The organism is Streptomyces griseorubiginosus, assembly GCF_001514195.1.
Classification (GTDB): domain Bacteria; phylum Actinomycetota; class Actinomycetes; order Streptomycetales; family Streptomycetaceae; genus Streptomyces; species Streptomyces griseorubiginosus.
This window is the reverse complement of the sequence record NZ_KQ948737.1, coordinates 271,809-288,365: the sequence shown is the minus strand read 5'-3', so window position 1 is coordinate 288,365 and position 16,557 is coordinate 271,809. Positions and strand designations below refer to the sequence as shown.

General features: G+C 69.6%; 13 protein-coding genes and 1 pseudogene. 7 read left to right on the top strand and 7 right to left on the bottom strand.

What is annotated here, in order from left to right:
• Positions 1–8 precede the first annotated feature (8 nt).
• Positions 9–269 (top strand): annotated as a pseudogene (locus AQJ54_RS46755) (4-hydroxyphenyl-beta-ketoacyl-CoA hydrolase); the annotation flags it as partial.
• A 16-nt stretch (positions 270–285) separates the two neighbouring features.
• Here AQJ54_RS46755 and AQJ54_RS19790 read toward each other — a convergent pair.
• Positions 286–2,433, bottom strand: coding sequence for a zinc metalloprotease (locus AQJ54_RS19790; RefSeq protein WP_159055534.1), 2,148 nt, complete (start codon positions 2,431–2,433; stop codon positions 286–288).
• A 702-nt stretch (positions 2,434–3,135) separates the two neighbouring features.
• On the opposite strand from AQJ54_RS19790, the gene AQJ54_RS19785 reads away from it, so the two are divergent.
• From AQJ54_RS19785 to AQJ54_RS19775, 3 genes are all read left to right on the top strand, one after another.
• A complete protein-coding gene (locus AQJ54_RS19785; RefSeq protein WP_248845392.1) occupies positions 3,136–3,540 on the top strand; it encodes a hypothetical protein in 405 nt (134 codons plus the stop codon).
• Between the two features lie 41 nt (positions 3,541–3,581).
• Positions 3,582–4,427 (top strand): hypothetical protein, encoded by an 846-nt coding sequence (locus AQJ54_RS19780; protein WP_248845391.1) that lies wholly within the window; start codon positions 3,582–3,584, stop codon positions 4,425–4,427.
• A 76-nt stretch (positions 4,428–4,503) separates the two neighbouring features.
• A complete protein-coding gene (locus tag AQJ54_RS19775) occupies positions 4,504–5,361 on the top strand; it encodes a hypothetical protein (protein WP_062239122.1) in 858 nt (285 codons plus the stop codon).
• Positions 5,362–5,383: 22 nt separating this feature from the next.
• Here the strand turns inward: AQJ54_RS19775 and AQJ54_RS19770 are convergent, their stop codons facing one another.
• From AQJ54_RS19770 to AQJ54_RS19745, 6 genes are all read right to left on the bottom strand, one after another.
• Positions 5,384–8,350, bottom strand: a complete 2,967-nt coding sequence (locus tag AQJ54_RS19770) for a helix-turn-helix transcriptional regulator (RefSeq protein ID WP_062239119.1) — start codon at positions 8,348–8,350, stop codon at positions 5,384–5,386.
• Between the two features lie 105 nt (positions 8,351–8,455).
• Positions 8,456–9,472, bottom strand: a complete 1,017-nt coding sequence (locus AQJ54_RS19765; protein WP_062239116.1) for a branched-chain amino acid ABC transporter permease — start codon at positions 9,470–9,472, stop codon at positions 8,456–8,458.
• Complete coding sequence (locus AQJ54_RS19760) at positions 9,469–10,341, bottom strand: branched-chain amino acid ABC transporter permease (protein WP_062239114.1); 873 nt, start codon at positions 10,339–10,341, stop codon at positions 9,469–9,471. Before AQJ54_RS19760 ends, AQJ54_RS19765 begins: the two co-directional genes overlap by 4 nt.
• A complete protein-coding gene (locus AQJ54_RS19755; RefSeq protein WP_062239111.1) occupies positions 10,338–11,066 on the bottom strand; it encodes an ABC transporter ATP-binding protein in 729 nt (242 codons plus the stop codon). The genes AQJ54_RS19760 and AQJ54_RS19755 overlap by 4 nt, the downstream gene beginning before the upstream one ends.
• The gene (locus AQJ54_RS19750) at positions 11,063–11,791 is read right to left on the bottom strand and encodes an ABC transporter ATP-binding protein (RefSeq protein ID WP_062239107.1); all 729 of its coding nucleotides are present in this window, start codon (positions 11,789–11,791) and stop codon (positions 11,063–11,065) included. Before AQJ54_RS19750 ends, AQJ54_RS19755 begins: the two co-directional genes overlap by 4 nt.
• Positions 11,788–13,110, bottom strand: a complete 1,323-nt coding sequence (locus tag AQJ54_RS19745) for an ABC transporter substrate-binding protein (RefSeq protein WP_062239104.1) — start codon at positions 13,108–13,110, stop codon at positions 11,788–11,790. The genes AQJ54_RS19750 and AQJ54_RS19745 overlap by 4 nt, the downstream gene beginning before the upstream one ends.
• 289 nt (positions 13,111–13,399) lie before the next feature.
• Between AQJ54_RS19745 and AQJ54_RS19740 the strand changes: the two genes are divergently transcribed.
• The 3 genes from AQJ54_RS19740 to AQJ54_RS19730 are packed head-to-tail and all read left to right on the top strand — an operon-like array spanning position 13,400 to position 16,541.
• Positions 13,400–14,767, top strand: coding sequence for an amidase family protein (locus AQJ54_RS19740; RefSeq protein ID WP_062239101.1), 1,368 nt, complete (start codon positions 13,400–13,402; stop codon positions 14,765–14,767).
• 20 nt (positions 14,768–14,787) lie between these two features.
• Positions 14,788–15,807 (top strand): carbon-nitrogen hydrolase family protein, encoded by a 1,020-nt coding sequence (locus AQJ54_RS19735; protein ID WP_062239098.1) that lies wholly within the window; start codon positions 14,788–14,790, stop codon positions 15,805–15,807.
• A complete protein-coding gene (locus tag AQJ54_RS19730; RefSeq protein ID WP_062239095.1) occupies positions 15,804–16,541 on the top strand; it encodes an IclR family transcriptional regulator in 738 nt (245 codons plus the stop codon). The genes AQJ54_RS19735 and AQJ54_RS19730 overlap by 4 nt, the downstream gene beginning before the upstream one ends.
• Positions 16,542–16,557 lie beyond the last annotated feature (16 nt).

Below are 16,557 nucleotides of genomic sequence, written 5' to 3'. Positions count from 1 at the left end.
AAACTGCCGAGGTCGCCGCGTACTACCGGGAACGGCACATGGCATGTGTCGTGTTCACTGTGGACGCCGAGTCCACCACCGGCTCTCCGGCCATCGCCAACGAAGAGGTCGCCGAAGCGGCGGCGGCACACCCGGACTTGATCCCCTTCGCCGGCATCGACCCGGCGAAGGGGCGGACGGGAGTGCGGACCGCCCGGCGCCTGGTCGAGAAGCATCAGGTCCGGGGCTTCACGTTCCACCCCAACATGCGGGCGTTCTTCCCGAACGACTGTCTCCGAGGCCGGCTCATTCTTCGAGGACGATCCTTGTCCTTCGCAGCGAGAGCGATTCCTCATCGGCCGCGTGGACATGCAATACGAAGTCACCCCGCTCCGGGTCACCCAGGCCGATGAGGACGCGATCGTCATGGTCGGTCCACCAATAGCCGTCGACCCGGTCGACGCCGTCCGTAGCTCCGATGTCGAAGACGACTGCGGTGTGGTCCGGGAGTAGTTCAAGTCCCCAGCGGCCGTGGGAGACGGGGAACTCATAACCTTCCGGCCGGAACATCTGCATGTCCGTTCGGTCTTCCTCATGCGAGTGCCACCATCGCCCCAGGGGTACTTGCTTGTCGCCCTGCTTGGGGGGGAGCACCTTGAAGGCGACTCGCTGTCCGCCGACCAGAACGTTCTTCTGGTCACGGCGCTCGTATTGCTCAATGTCGATGAGGAACAGGCCGAAGAGCGGGGCTTCGGTGTCGGCTGTGATCCGGACACCGAGCGTGTAGTACTGCCCACTGTCGACTGTCACTGGGCCGATCGGTGTATCGAGCTTGTGGATCAGGAGCGTGTCCTTCTCAAAGCTCGCCACCGTCAGGTCGAGTTGTGCCTCCCGCAGCTTGTCGGCCAGCTCGTTCGGCACTTCCAGCTCGACGTGTCCCCACGGGTCCTTGCCGGCAAGCGATGGCGCACGCACGGCGAACAGCACCTCGCGTTCGATGGGTTGGGGATTGCCCAGCGTGGCGAATCCCGGCAGGTCGAAGTGGTTACTGGTGGCCACTTCCACGTTTTTCCAGACGATTTTGTTGTTGTTCTTGACGTTGTCGTAGAGATTTGAAGTTTCGGGGAAGGTCATCCCGTACGGCGGGGTGGCAGCGGTCTCGATCCGGCTCAGCAGGCAGAAATGGTTCTGGTCGCCGCCGAACATGCTGTAGTCGGCCGGGTCGGGCGGGGACCAGGGGAACTCCAGCACTGACGACCCGCGCCCCGGGACGGATCCCGTCGGTTGGGTCCCGATCAGCCCGCCCATCAGTGCGGGTGCAGTGATGCTGCCGTCCCAGGGATCCGGCCATGCCAGTGCCGAGGACGCCTTGGCCCAATAGAGTTTCACCGTGCCGGCGGCGGGTGTCCCGCAGGCGGCGTTGCGAACACGTACGTAGACATAGTTCGGCTGCGACCCTGCGGGGCGATGGACCGGGTTCTGGTGTTGCTGGGTGATGCGGCCGTCGTTCTGGTTGCGCACCCAAATGTCTTCGCTCTGCCACATCGGCTCCGTGAGCGGGTCCGGCTCCACGGCCGTGTCCCGCGGAGTGTCGGCCGACCACAGGCTGCCCGCGTTGGTGGCGTAGGGGGGAACCAAACCGTCGGATGCGAGAAGGTAGGACCGCGGTCCGGTCAACGTGGCCTGGATCCGCGCGGCCTGGTCGACGGTGAACATCACCTTCGTGGAGTCGTTGGTGTAATCCATGTGATTGACGAACATATCTCCGTGCGGAGCACCTTGGCAGGAGACGTGCGGGAAGGTCGGGGTGCCGAAGTTGGGGTCGGCCTGTGGCGGAGTGTCGCCGCACTGGTCGTTGTCCGCGCAGCCTCCCTGGAACACGTGGAACAGTTGGAAGTAGTGCCCCACCTCGTGCACGGTGATGCGGCCGAGATCGTACGGTGGGACACCGGGGCCGAACACGGTGTAGTTGACGATCACCCCGTCCCTGGCGGCGGGCGCGCTGGGGAACGTGCCGCGACCGCCCTGCCCGTCCAGTGCCGGACATACCCAGATGTTCAAGTACGTGTCCCTTGGCCACGGATCTGCTCCTCCGGTAGCCGCGGATTTGACGTCGTCGGTGTTGAAGATGTCGAACGACGTGGTTTCGGTGTGAGTCCGGGTGATGCCGTTCGTCGGCTTGCACGAGGGGTCCCGGGCGGCCAGCTGGAAGCGGATGCCTGTGTCAGCCGCCAGTGAGGAGAACTCCGGGGGCGCTGTGGAGAGATCGGCGTTTCCCTTGCCGAAGTCGCGGTTCAACGCGTCAATCTGGGTGTGAACCGCTGCGTCTGGGATGTTCTGAGCTGTGGTGTTGTAGACGACGTGGACTACGACGGGAACGACCACCGGGGTCAAACGGAATGCCGCGTCGGCGTTTTCCCGCACGTAGAGGTTGATGAATGCTTCCGATGCCACGAATCGCCGACGGTAACCCAAATCCCGCTTGAGGAGCTCAAGATGGTCCTCCCATGTTCCACAGGGATTCCGCATGACGCCCATCTGGACAGTGTTTTGTGACATCTGAACTCCTTGCCGACTTTCTTCGCACCGTGCTGCGACCTGGCAGTGCCGATGATGAGTTCTGGAGATCATGGACACGCGCCGGATGTTCCACGTCTTCTGCCCGGCGATCCAAAGGTGCCTTCGCTTACGGGTAGCGAGTGCTCGGGCGGCGTGTCCGAGGCCTTCTCGGGCCTACCGTTCCAGTGTGCGCCGGGTGGGACTGTCCTGCACCCCAGCTGTAGAGCGCGGCCCCGTTCCCGGACCCTCGTCCGGGATTCAGCCTGGGGCGTGTGGGGCTTGCCGTGTCCGTCTGCTACTTCGTCGCGACGGCCGGTCCCTCGGCGACGCGGGCACGAGTTCACTCACGCATCCGCGCTGCCACCCGCCTCGCTGCTCTGCCACGAGGCGACCCCGTACACGCAGTGGCTCTTATCTGCGACTTCGCCGAAATCCAGCAGTGGTCGTCAAGCTCGTCGTGGTGTCGTCATGGGTGCGCCGGTTCGTCTAGGCACCTTCCGCCGCAGCACGCGGCGTACAGGCGGTGAGGGCATATACGTAGATGAATACGTACTCCTACCGACGTGTCCCTGACACTTGTGCCGTTTCCTTGCCTTCATGACGACACCGAGCGTGAAAGCGCAGATGCCGAGGAACGTCAGGCTGGCGCTGGTGGGGGTATGGGTCCAGGCCGTGTTGAACCTTGCCGCGGGATTCCTGTTGCTGGCCTTGGTGAACGACGCGGTGGACCACGGTCAGGACGAGGGGGCCGGGCTGCTCCGGTTCGTGGCGGTGCTGTCGCTGCTGATCGCCGGGGCGCTCCTGCTGTGCGGTGTTCTCGCGGGCAAGCGGTCGAACGGGATACGCGTCACGGTCATCGTCATCGAGGCGCTGGGCCTGCTCAGCGGTGTGCTCGGCCTGTTCCAAGGGGGCGGAGTCGGGGTGGTCCCCGGCATCGTCCTCGCTCTCGTCGTGCTGCGGGGCTTCAGTTCCGCGGAAGCCAGGAACTGGTTCGACCAGTGAGGTACGTGTCGAGGCGCATACCCGGGCCGAAGCACTTCGTCGTGGCTGTCGCGGCGGCCCTCGCCGTCGCCGTACCGTTCACCGGGGGCTGTTCGAGCGCCCACGGCACCTCCCTTGCCGGGGATCCGTCCGAGAGCGCGACGGGGGTTTCCGAGTCGCCGAGCCCTTCGCCGACTCCCTCGCTCACGCCGCCGTATCCCACCGGGGCGTCCGGTTGCCACGACAACAAGGCGTGGACGGCCGAGGAATCCAGGGAGTGGGTCCGACGCTTCGTCGACACTCCCAAGGAGGCCTACGGGGACGACGTGGTGAAGGTGGACAGCCTGCCGGGGTACAACGGCCCGCTCTGCCGGAAGATCACCGTGCAGGTCGAGTTCTGGAAACTGGTCTACGGAGCTGCGAACGGAGACGACGGTGACCGGCTCTCGGACGGGCGGCGGCCCGACTACTACTTCGACATCCGCCGGGTGAAGCGCGTCGAACTCCGTACGGACGCCGCCGTCGAGCAGAAGATCGCCCTGCCCGCGTCCCTCTACGCGACGGACCGCAGTCCCTGTGAGGGAGCCCTGGTCTCGATCACCGTGGGCAAACCGCTGGCGAGCAGGGAACTGCCCAAGGAGGTCGGGGTCGGCGGCACCAAGGACATCTGGGGGCGCACCACGGTGGAATTCCGGTCGCAGAGGGTCGCCGACTACGAACTGTCCGAGCCCTCGGCACCGCAGGTGTGCAGCCCGGACGGCAAGCCCACCGCGGATCCGGCCGACGTACCCGCTCCGGGCTCCCAGCCGACGGACCTGTACCCGACCGACCTGTATCCGACCGATCTCCACCCGACGCCCGACTACAGCATCGACATCGACGACGTCTTCCGCTCTCCCACGCCTTGAGCTCATCGCCATATCAACAGACCCTGTCGCAACGCCAGTTGGGCAGGGTCGCCCGACCACTTCCTGGGAAGACCACATGCGTATGCACACCACGACCGCCGTTCTTTCCGGCGCCCTCGTCCTCCCGGCGCTCGTTCTTCCGGGTGCCGCACAGGCGGCGGAGCGCCCCGGGACGGCGCCGGATCTCAGAGCCTTCGCGTCACAGGGCGTCCGGCCGAACGACGCGCTGGGCGGAACCACGTTCAAGGACGGAGTCGTCAACAACGGCAAGGACGTCGTCCTCGGTGTGACGGGCAAGAAGGCCGTTCCCGTCACGTTCACCGCCTTCGACGAGGAAGGCCTGGCTCTCACCGTGGCGTTCCTGTGGCAGGGCACCGACAGTTCGAGCACGGACACCATCACCGGCGCCCTGGGGACGGATGACAACCCCGTCTGCACGGAGACCACGGTCGAGGGCGGTTACAGCTACAGCTGCAAGACGGTCTTCACCATCGACCCCGCGGTCGCCTTCAAGGACGGCAACGGCACTGCGGGGACCTGGAAGCTCTTCCTGGGCGCCTACGACCTCTACGCGAACGCCAGTTACAACGACGACGTTGCCAGGACCAAGATCAAGCGTGCCGCCGCGCTGACGGCAAACGCTGCCCCCGAGCCCGTGAAGAAGGGCAGGACCATCACCGTCACCGGCAAGCTGAGCCGCGCCAACTGGACCACGGGCAAGTACGCGGGATACGCGAACCAGCCGGTGCAGTTGCAGTTCCGCAAGAAGGGCAGCAACACGTACACCACCCTCAAGACGGTCAACACCAGCAGCACCGGCACCTTGAAGGCCACCACCAAGGCCATCTCGGACGGCTACTACCGCTTCGCCTTCGCAGGCACCACCACGACAGGCTCCACGACGGCGCCCGGCGACTTCGTCGACGTCAGGTAGGCAGCTCACCGGCCCACCAGGCTCAGCCCTGGTCGGCGCGACCGTCCCCGAAACGGCTCCCACCGCGGCGGCGGGCCATCAACGTCGCCAGGGCGGTGCGCGAGGAGACCCCGGTCTTGCGGAAGGCCCGGGAGACATGGGTTTCGACGGTACGACGGCTGAGGTAGAGCCGGTCCGCGATGGCCTGGCTGGTGAGCCCCTGCGCCACCAGCTCGGCTACCTCCAGCTCCCGGGCGGTCAACGTGGCCAGTCGCTCGGCGAGTTCGGCGCGGGCCGGGGAACCGTACGGAGCCTCCGGGCCGCCGCCGGGCGGACGGGTGGCGTCGGCGAGGCCGATCAGCATTCCGCTGCCGCCCGCCTCGGCGAGCCGGCGTCCCCTGAGCCAGGCATGCGTGCCGTCCCGTCCGCGGCCCGCCGCCGCTTCCAGCGGGGCGCCGAGCAGCAGGGAGTAGGTCTCCCAGAAGGCCGCGCCGCAGCGGGCGCTCTCCGCCGCGGCCTCCGCGAACAGGTCCGCCGCTGCTGCCATGTCCCCCTGGGCCAGCGGCAGATGGGCGCTGCTGCGCAGCGCGGACGCCCGCTGCATCGGCAGCCCGAGCTGTTCCGCCTCCTTCCGAGCCCGTTCCGCCCAGCTCCGGGCCTCCTCGGAGCTTCCTGTGATCAGCGCGGAGGTGACCAGGATCTCCAGGTACAGCGGGCGCAGCGACGGCTGGATCCGTTGCAGTTCGGGGCCGCCCGCCTGGAGCATCGCGTCCCGCGCGCGGGCCGGGTCGCCGGCCATGAGCGCGGCCCAGCCGAAGATGCACCAGGCCGTGGACGCCCACCAGTTCACCCCGCTACCGGCTGCGGCCACCGCCTCCTCGGCGACGGCGAGGGGGCGCGGATCGCCCGGCGGGCAGCCGGCGACGAGCGCTGCCGCCTTGCTCGCCAGTACGAACGCGAGCAACTGGTCGCTGCCGATCCCGCGGGCGATGTCCTCGGCCTGGTCGGCCAGTTCCAGCGCCGAGGAGATCCGGCAGGTCTGGACCCGGACATGGGACAGGCACAGCAGCAGGTGGGGCACGACATAGAGCTGACCGCTGCGGCGGGCGATGTCGAGGCCGCGCTCCGCGTGCCGCTCGGCGTCCGGGTAGTGCTCCAGGAATGCCTCCGCCCAGCCGAGCCGGGCCAGGGGTTCGCACAGCGCGGTGAGATCGTTGTCGGGCAGGGAGTCGACCAGGGCGGCGGCCTGGCGGGCGAGCCTGTGCGCCGCGGTCATGTTGCCCTCGTACGCCTCTCCCAGGGCGGCGACGGCGAGGACGCCGGCCTCCCCGACCTCGTCGCCCGTGGACCGGGCCGCCGCGAGCGCGGCCTCCACCTCGGTACGCACCCGGGCGTACGAGGTGTCGCTGTCCTGGGGCGCGGCCGAGCCGAGCTCCAGGCCGAGCCGGACGACGTGGGCCGGAGCGGGGCCGCGGGCCAGCTCCCGGCGCAACAGGGCGACGGCCTCGGTGCAGCGCCCCAGATGACGCTCCACCAGCGCGCACAGGACGACCGCGCGCACTCTGAGGCCCTGGTCCTCTCCGGTGGCCGGGCCGTCGGGTGACCGCCGCGGGGTGGCGATCAGCTCCTGGAGCAGGTCGCGGCTCTCGCGCAGGCCACCGCACGCGGCCAGCGCGCGGGCTCGCCGGAGGACCAACTCGCGCCGCCGAGCGGTGTGTTCGGGCTTGTGCGGAAGATGGCGCAGGGCTACATCGAGCCAGTGGGCGCAGCTCGCCGGGGCCGTTCGGGCGGTGCTTGCGGCGGCCTCGTCGAGCACGGCCACCGCTGCCGGGTCCCAGGCGGTCAGCGACTGTTCCACGTGGTGGGCCCGCTCGGCGGCCGAGGCGCCGGCGCGCGCGAGTTCCTGCGCGGCGAGCCCGTGGATCTCGACGCGCCTCAAGAAGGGCGTGCTTTCGTGGACGAGGGTCCGAACGACCGGATGCCGCAGGGTCAGCAGCCCCTGCGGGGCGGAGCGCAGCAGGTCGCGTCGGGTGAGGGCGTGGACGTCGGCGGTGAACGCGGTGCCGGAGTGTCCGGTCACCCGGCTCACCATCGCCGGGTTGGCGTGGTCGCCCAGTACCGCCACGGCCTCCACGATGGCGCGCCGGGATGAGGTGAGCGCGGTCAGTTCGTCCAGCAGCAGGGTGCCGAGCCCGGGCGGCGCCGAGGACTCGGGCGTCGCACTCGCGCGGCGGGCTTGAAGGAGCGTCAGGAAGTAGAACGGGTTGCCCTCGCTCGTGGCGTACAGCGCGGCGGCCTCGGTGGGCGGCAGGCCAGGGCCGGCCAGCTCGGCGCAGTCGCGTGCGCTCAGCGGTCTCAGGCCGAGTCTGACGACCGCGCCGGTGTCGAGGCCTCGGGTGAGCCCGGCGGCGAGGGACTCGGGACCTTGGCGGTCACGACGGGTCACAGCCAGGACGACAGGGGCGTGCAGGGGATGGCGTACGAGATGGTCCAGCAGCTCCAGTGACGCCGCGTCCGCCCAGTGCACGTCGTCGAGGGCCAGCAGCAGTCCGGACGGGGCGGCGAGCCGGGCGAGCAGGCCGGCCGTGGACCGGTGCAGTCCAAATCGGTCGACCGCCCCGCTTCGTTGAAGAAGGGTTGTCATCGCCTCCGTCCCGGTCTCCGGGAAGCCGTCCGGGGTATGCGGGTCGAGGTGGGCGAGTGCGTCGGTGAACACCTGGAACGGCACCTGCCGTTCGTACTCCGTGGCTCTGCCGCGCAGCACCGTCATTCCGCGTCGGCGCGCCCGTGCGCAGACCTCGCCGAGCAGCCGACTCTTGCCGATGCCGGCCTCACCGGTGATGTCGACGAGCCGGGAACGGTCGCTGTCACGGAACTCCCCGCGCCGCCTCGTGCCGCGCGCGCCACCCGCCGCGCGGTCGAGAAGCGCGTCACACCGGGCCAGCTCGACGGAGCGGCCCAGTAACGGTGCTCCGTTCCCGCTGTCCCCAACTGCATCGCCCGCGACCATAGTTGCCCCCCTGCCTTTACATTCCCCTCACATACCATGCTCCTTCGGTGATCGTTGTAATCGCAGAGACGGGTGGTTCCCCTGCAGGGGTCGCTTTAGTCGGGCCTACGACCGGACCGTGTGGCGCACCGGGAAGACGGCGAACCCCGTGCGGTGCGCCAGCGTCCCCCACAGCCCCCGCGGCAGGTACAGCGAGACCACGATCGCCGCCGCGCCCACCACGATCAGGTACCAGACACCGCTCTGCGCGAAGTACTTGTCGAGGAGGAAGTACGCGACCGCGCCGACGACGGGGCCTTCGATCGTGCCGATGCCGCCGATGATCACCATGAAGACCATCAGGGCCGAGTACTGCACCCCGAAGATCTGCGTCGGCGACGCCACTCCCAGGCTGTTGACACAGATCACCGCACCGGCGGCGGCACATCCGGCGGCCGCGGTGATGTAGATGATCCGCTTGCCGCGCGTGACGTTCACGCCGAGGGAACCGGCCGCGGTGTCGTCGTCACGGATGGCCTGGAGGCTCAGGCCGAGCCGGCTGCGCAGGACGGCGTAGGTGCCGAGCACGGCCGCGGCCATGACGGCGAGCGCCAGCCAGTAGGTGAAGGCGCGCCGCAGCACCGGATCGGCGGTGACGTCCGAGAGGGTGCGTCCGCTCGCCGCGCCCAGGGAGTCGAAGCGGACCACGATCAGGCGTACCACCTCGGCGATCACCCAGGTGCCGACGGCGAAGTAGCCGCCGCGCAGCCGGAAGGCGAGGTACGACACCGGCCAGGCGAGCAGCGCCACCGCGGCGGAGACGACGAGCGTGCCGACGTAGACGTTCACGCCGTGGTCGTTGACGACGAAGAGCAGGTAGGCGCCCAGGCCGATGAACGCCTGCTGGCCCATCGACATCATGCCCGCGTATCCCGCGAGCAGATTCCACATGGAGGCCAGGGCCACCAGGTAGCAGAGCTTGACCAGTTGGGCCGTGACACCCGATTCGACGACGTAGGGGAGGGCCGCCATCGTCAGGAGGACGACGGCTGTTCCCGCCAGGCCCAGGGCGGTCGCGCGGCCACCGCGGTGGACGGCCGGCCGTGCGGTCGCCTCGGCGGCGGGTGCTGTCTGGACGGTCATGCGAGGACACTCCTGCCGAACAGGCCCTGCGGGCGGAACACCAGGACCAGGAGAAAGACCACGTGCCCCGTGAGCAGGGGAAGGTCCGGGGAGATCTGGGCGCCGACGGACTGCGCCACACCGAGCACCACGCCACCCGCGAGCGTTCCCCACAGCGAGCCGAGACCGCCGATGATCACCGTCTCGAAGGCGAACAGGACGGTGAGCTGACCCTCGAAGGGGGTGACTCCGCCCTGCCGCATCGTGTACAGGACACCGGCCAGGGCCACCGTCGCGAAGGCGATGACCGACGTCAGGGCGTACACGCGGCGGTTGTCGACGCCCATCAGGCGGACCACCGCGCGGTCGTCGGACGTGGCCCGGACGATACGGCCGGGCTGCGTGCGGAAGAGGAAGAGGTGGAGGGAGACCAGGACCGCCACCGCCGCGGCCACCGTGATCAGGGGGAACCAGCCGATGGCCAGGCCACCGCCCAGGTCGATGCTCGCGGTGCCGAGCGAGCCGATGGGCAGCGGCTGCGCGTCGCTGCTGAACACCTGGACCAGGACGTTCGGGATGATGACCGAGATGCCGAAGGTGACCAGCATCGGGGCGAGTTCGCCGAGGCCCATCGCCCGGTCCAGCAGGGAGCGTTGGACGAGGTAGCCGAGCGCGCCGACCGCGATCATCGACACGACGATGGTGACGGGGACCGGCACGCCGTAGTGCGCGGCGGTCACCGAGGCGACGTAACCGCCGAGGATCATCAGGTCCCCGTGGGCGAGGTTGGCGATCCGCATCACGCCGAAGACGAGGGACAGGCCCGCGGCGGCCATCGCGAAGATGCCGCCCAGCAGGACGCCCTGCAGGATTGCGTTGAGCCAGTTCATGGGGTCTTCACCTCCGGGAAGGCACCGGTGCCGAAGTACGCGGCGGTCACCTCGTCGCGGGTGAGTCCGGCCGCCGAGCCCGTCAGCACGATCCGGCCCTCCAGGACACACGCGATGCGGTCCGCCACGGCGAACGTGCGGTTCAGGTCCTGCTCGACCAGGATCACGGTCGCGCCCTCGGCGCGGATACCGGGCAGCGCCGTGTAGAGCTGGTCCACGACGAGCGGGGCCAGGCCCAGGGAGACCTCGTCGAGGAGCAGCAGCCGCGGATTGCCCATCAGGGCGCGGCCGATGGCGACGGCCTGCTGCTCACCGCCGGAGAGCCGGGCCGCCTTGCGGGTACGGCGGTCGGCGACGAGCGGCATCGCCTCGTACACCTTGGCCAGGTTCCAGGGGCCCTTGCGCCCGGTGGCGGCGCCCACCTGGAGGTTCTCCTCGACGGTGAGCGACGGGAAGAGGCGCCGGCCCTCCGGGACCAGGCAGACTCCCTTGCGGGCTCGTCGGATGTCGGGCTCGGCGGTGACGTCCTCACCGGCCAGGCCGATGGTGCCGCGGAAGGGCTTCAGGGCTCCCGCGATGGTCTTCAACAGGGTTGATTTCCCCGCGCCGTTGGCGCCGACGAGGGCGAGCAGCTCGCCCTCGGCCACGTCGAGGTCGATGCCGAACAGGGCCTGAAAGTCGCCGTATCCGGCATCGACGGAGTCGACTCGCAGCAGCGTGCTCATGCCGCCGTACCTCCCAGATAGACCTCCGCGACCTCGTCGCTGGCCAGTACCTCGTGCGGGTCGCCGTCGACGCGGATCCGGCCGTAGGCGAGGCAGACCAGCCGGTCGACGACCTGGACCAGGGCCTTGACGACATGCTCGATCCACAGGATCGTCACGCCGGACTCCTTCAGGGACAGCACGGTGGCGACGAGTTCCTCGGCCTCGGCCTCGGTGAGGCCGCCCGCGATCTCGTCGAGGAGGAGCAGGTCGGGGCCGGTGGCGAGGGCCCGTGCCAGCTCCAGCCGTTTGCGGCCGAGGAGGGGCAGGGAACCGGCGGGCTTGTTGGCGAGGTGGAGCAGTCCGGCGGTCTCCAGCGCGCGCAGGGCCTGTTCGCGGGCGGGGGCGCCGCGCAACCGGGCTCCCCGCTCGGCGCCGACCAGGGCGTTCTCGAACACGGTCAGGTCGCCGAAGGGGCGCGGTATCTGGAAGGAGCGGCCGACGCCGAGCCGGCATCGCTGCGCCGCGGAGGTGCGCGTGACATCGCGGCCCGCCAGCCGCACGGAACCTGCGGTCGCGCGCTCGACGCCCGAGATCGCGCTGAGCAGGGTGGACTTGCCCGCGCCGTTCGGGCCGACGATGCCGACGGCCTGCCCCCGGGGGACGGTCAGCTCGACGTCCTCCAGGACGCGCAACTCGCCGAAGTGCACGGCGAGATGGTCCACTTCGAGCAGGGGAGCGGTCACAGTTCCGCCGCCTTGGCGTCGGGCTTGACCTCGGGCAGCAAGCTGTTGCTGATGACCTTCAGCTCGTACGCCGCACCGCTGCCCTTGACCCACTGGGTGCCGACCATGGGGATGGTGGCGACGTTCTTGACCGGATTGGCCGCACCGCCGCCGGTCCAGGACAGGTGGCCGAGGACGGTGTCGAGGCTGGTCCTCGCGATCTGGGCGGCGACGGCCTCGCGGTCCTTGGGGTTCGCGTTGCGCAGGACGTGGTTGGCGACCTCGAACAGCGCGTGGTTGGGGCCGAGTCCCTGGTTCCACGAACGGCCTTTGGAGAGCGGGGACTTCTCGTAGTCGTCGGCCAGGGCGGTGGCCGTCTGACCGGTGAGCGTGGAGGTGAACGGGTACTGCGGCACCCACCAGCTCGCCGTGCACAGGCCGTTGCCCAGACCGTTCGGCAGGGACGCCACCGACGACTCGAAGAGGATGGCCTTGGAGATGGTGGCGACCTTGGGCTTGAAGTTCTGCTGTGCGGCCTGCGTCCAGAACGTCGAGAAGTCGGGAGGCGAGGGCACGCCGGCGAGGATCTCGACCCCCTCCTTCTTGAACTTCGCGATGATCGACGAGAAGTCCTTGGTGCCGGGCTCGTAGGGACCCGGGTCGACGAAGGTGAAGCCCTTGGTCGGGGGCTGCGCGCGGTAGCCGGTGGCCTTGTCCCGGAAGGCGTTGCCGTCGGAGTCGTTGGGCCACAGCACGCCGACCTTCTTGTCGGTGGCGTGCTGGCGCCACATGTCGCTCTCGACCCTGGCCAGGTGCTCGATGCCGTCGAAGAAGTGGAACGTGTACGTGAAGGTCTTCTTCGGCGTGCCGCCGCGCCCGAAGAACCAGGCCTGCCAGGGCTCGATGGTCGAGACGCAGGGCACGCCCTCGCTCTCGCACTTGGCCGCCACCGGGTGGATCGTGTCCGGCGTCGCGGTGACGAGGACCAGGTCGACCTGCTGCTGGGAGATCAGCTCGTCCGCGATGGTGGCCGCCTGCTGCGGGTCCGAGCCGGTGTCGCGGTCCAGGATCTGCACGTCGTACTTCTTGCCGTCGTGGGTGATCCCCTTGGCGAAGAAGGCACGCACCTGCTGGAGGATGTAGGCGTCGGACTCGGCGAAGGCCGCGTAGGCACCGGTGCGCGGGCTGACGTAACCGATCTTGATCGTGTCGCCGGTCGAGGTGCCCGAGCCCTTGAGGCCGGAGGAACAGGCGGAGAGGATCGGGGCGGCCGCCACGGCAGAGACTCCGAGGCCTCTGAGGACGGTGCGGCGGGAGGGCTTGATCGCGGGATGTTCCATGGCGGGCTCCGGAGGGCCTTGAGCCGCAGGTCGCGGGCTGCGGCGGGTGGAGGAAGTGGCCGCGAACGTAGGCCCGCCGTTCGTGCCTGGACAGGGCATGGATTCGATATGCGAGACAGCTGGGCCGTCGGTGACCTCAATGAGACGTCCAGTCGTAGGCCGAGGGACGTAGAGGGGATACGGCACGTCCGGAACGGGGTCGCGGGTGGCTCCCGGAGACCCGTTCTGGAGTCTCGCATTGCGAAACAGCCCTGTTCACCGGTAGCGGCGAGGCCCTTATGGTCCGCCCATGCACACCGCCCTCTCCCGGCTCGCCGCCGGGACGCTCACCAGCGTCTCGCTCACCGAGGAACTCCTCACACGTGCGGAGCGGGCCGGCGACCTGGGGGCCTATGTCACCCTCGATGCCGACCGCGCTCTCGCCGAGGCCGCAGCTGCGGACCGTGGCCCCGCGCGGGGCCCGCTGCACGGGCTGCCGATCGCGGTCAAGGACAACATCCACGTCGCCGGGCTCCCCAACACCGCGGCCTGCGAGGTGCTCGCCGGATTCGTCCCGGACCGCGACGCGCAGGCGATCACCCGGCTGCGCGCGGCAGGCGCGATCGTGCTCGGCAAGACCAACATGCACGAGCTGGCCCTGGGAGCCACCACCACGGGCGGCCCGTACGGCCCCGCCCGCAACCCCGCCGACCCCACCCGATTCGCGGGCGGAAGCAGCGGCGGCACCGCCACGGCCGTCGCCGCCGGTCTGGCGCCGGCCGGTCTGGGCACCGACACCGGCGGCTCGGTCCGCGTCCCGGCCGCGCTCACCGGCATCGCCGGTCTCCGCCCGACCAGGGGCCGTTACCCGGCCGGGGGAGTGACCCCGCTGTCGTGGACCCGCGACACCATCGGACCCATGGCCCCGACCGTCGCGGACCTGGTCCTCCTGGACAGCGTCCTCGCCGCCGACCACGACCCTGCCGAGGCACCCGACCCACGCGAGATCCTGCTCGCCGTCCCCGAGCACCACTTCACCGAGCCGCTGCATCCGCGCACCGCCGAGGTGTGGGAGCACTCCCTGGACGTCCTGAGGACCGCCGGGGTCAGGCTCGTGCCGGTACAGCTGCCGGAGGTCGAGACGGCCGAGGAACGGGCCGGATTCCCGATCACCCTCTACGAGGCGGCCCGGCAGCTGCCCCAGTATCTGGGCCAGGCCACGGGCCATACCGATCCCGCGAAACTTCTGGACCGGATCACCGACCGGCACGTACAGGCGACGATGGCGGACGTCGTGTTCCCGCGGGCAGTCACTGAACGTGCGTACGAGGCCGCCCTCAGGATCCGTGACCGTGTGCTCGTGGACGGCTACCGGCGGATCTTCCGCGCCACCGGAGCCCATGCCGTCCTCTTCCCCACCACCCCCCTGCCCGCCGGACGGATCGACACCGACACCGAGCGTGTACGGCTCGACGGTGCCCTGCGTCCGTCCTTTCCCACCTACATCCGCAACACGGGACCCGGCAGTATCGCCGCGCTTCCCGGTCTCACCGTGCCCGTCCGGTCGGCGGGTCCTGGACTGCCGGTGGGTGTGGCGCTCGACGGGCCCTGGAACACCGACCGACAGCTCCTGGGCATCGGCCTGCTGGTCGAAAAACTCCTGGAAGCGGGAGCATGAAGAGAAGGAGACGATCGGACATGACAGACACCATCCGCCGCTTCAAGGCCGCGGCCGTCCAGGCCGAGCCCGCCTGGCTCGACGCGGAGGCCGGGGTCGCCAAGACCGTCGACCTGATCGCGGAAGCGGCCCGGGGCGGTGCCTCGCTCATCGCCTTCCCCGAAGTGTGGATTCCCGGCTATCCGCACTTCCTGTGGCTGGGCGCGGTCGCCGACCAGGTCCCCTTCGTCGGTCGCTACCACGCCGCCTCCCTCGCCTCCGACAGCGACGGACTGACCACGATCCGCCGCGCGGCCCGCCGGCACGGCATCACCGTCGCGCTCGGATACAGCGAGAAGGACCACGGCACCCTCTACATCACCCAGACCGTGATCGCCGCCGACGGCAGCGTGCTCCTGCACCGCCGCAAGCTCAAGCCGACGCACGTCGAGCGCACCCTGTTCGGCGAGGGAGACGGCAGCGACCTCAAGGTCGTCGACAGCGCGGTCGGCCGGCTCGGCGCCCTGAACTGCGCCGAGCACGTCCAGCCGCTCAGCAAGTACGCCCTGTACGCGCAGAACGAGCAGGTGCACGTGGCCAGTTGGCCGTGCTTCGGTCTCTACCGCGACCTCGCCTTCCAGCTCAGCGCCGAGGCCAACATCGCCGCGTCCCAGGTCTACGCCATCGAGGGCAGCGCGTTCGTCCTGATGGCCACGCAGGTCATCTCCCCGGCCGGCATCGACGTCTTCGCGTCCACCCCCGAGCAGCGCCGCCTGCTCACAGCCGGCGGCGGGTGCTCGCGGATCTTCGGCCCCGACGGACGTACCCTCACCAAGGACGTCGACGAGGGCGAGGAGGCACTGGTGTACGCCGACATCGACCTCGACGAGATCGACCTCGCGAAGAACGCCTACGACCCGGCCGGCCACTACGCACGCGCCGACGCCACCTACCTCGTTCACCGACGCGAAGGCCGCCGGCCCGTCGTCCGGGAGGGAAGCCCCGCCGAGAGCGTGTTCCCGGCGTTTCCGTCCCTGGACGAAGAGATCCCGGAACCATGACCGGACCCGCCGAAGACCCCCCGCCGCCGGGCCGGCCCCCCGTCCAGACCCTGGACCGGGGGCTGCGGCTGCTGGAAGTGATCGCGCTGTCGGACGTGCCGCTGACACTGGCCGAACTGAGCCAGCAGATGGGGCTGCACCGCTCGATCGTCTACCGGCTGCTGCGCACCCTCCAGGACCACCACCTGGTCGCGCACACCACCCACGGGTACGTCATCGGCACCCGCGCCCAGTCGCTGGGCCGCCGCACCCTGCCCATGCTGCAGCGCATCGCCAAACCGGAGATCGCCAAGCTGGCCACACGCGTGGGCCTGACCTCGTTCTTCGTCGTCCGGGACGGCGAAGAAGCGGTCACGCTGGTGTCCGTCGAGGTCGAGAGCACCCGCTCGCGCACCGTCTACAGCCCCGGCGACCGGCATCCGCTGACCCTGGGCTCCCCGGGCATCGCCATGCTCTCCGCCGAGCCTCAACTGCTCGGTGAGCGACCGGAGATCAGCCGGGCCCGGGCCAGCGGCTACGCCACCACACGCAACGAGGTCGTGCGCGGCCTCGGGACGATCTCGGCGCCGGTCGTGTCGGCGCCGGGCCACGCCGTCGCCGCCGTGTCGATCGCCTTCACCGTCGAACACCCCGGCCCACCGCAGATCGAGGCCGTCCTCGACACCGCCCGCCTCATCACCGGCCGGCTGCGTGCGGAGCTGTCCACCGGAGCGGTTCTGCCCGGGGTCGAGTGACCCGTCCGCCGCCGCG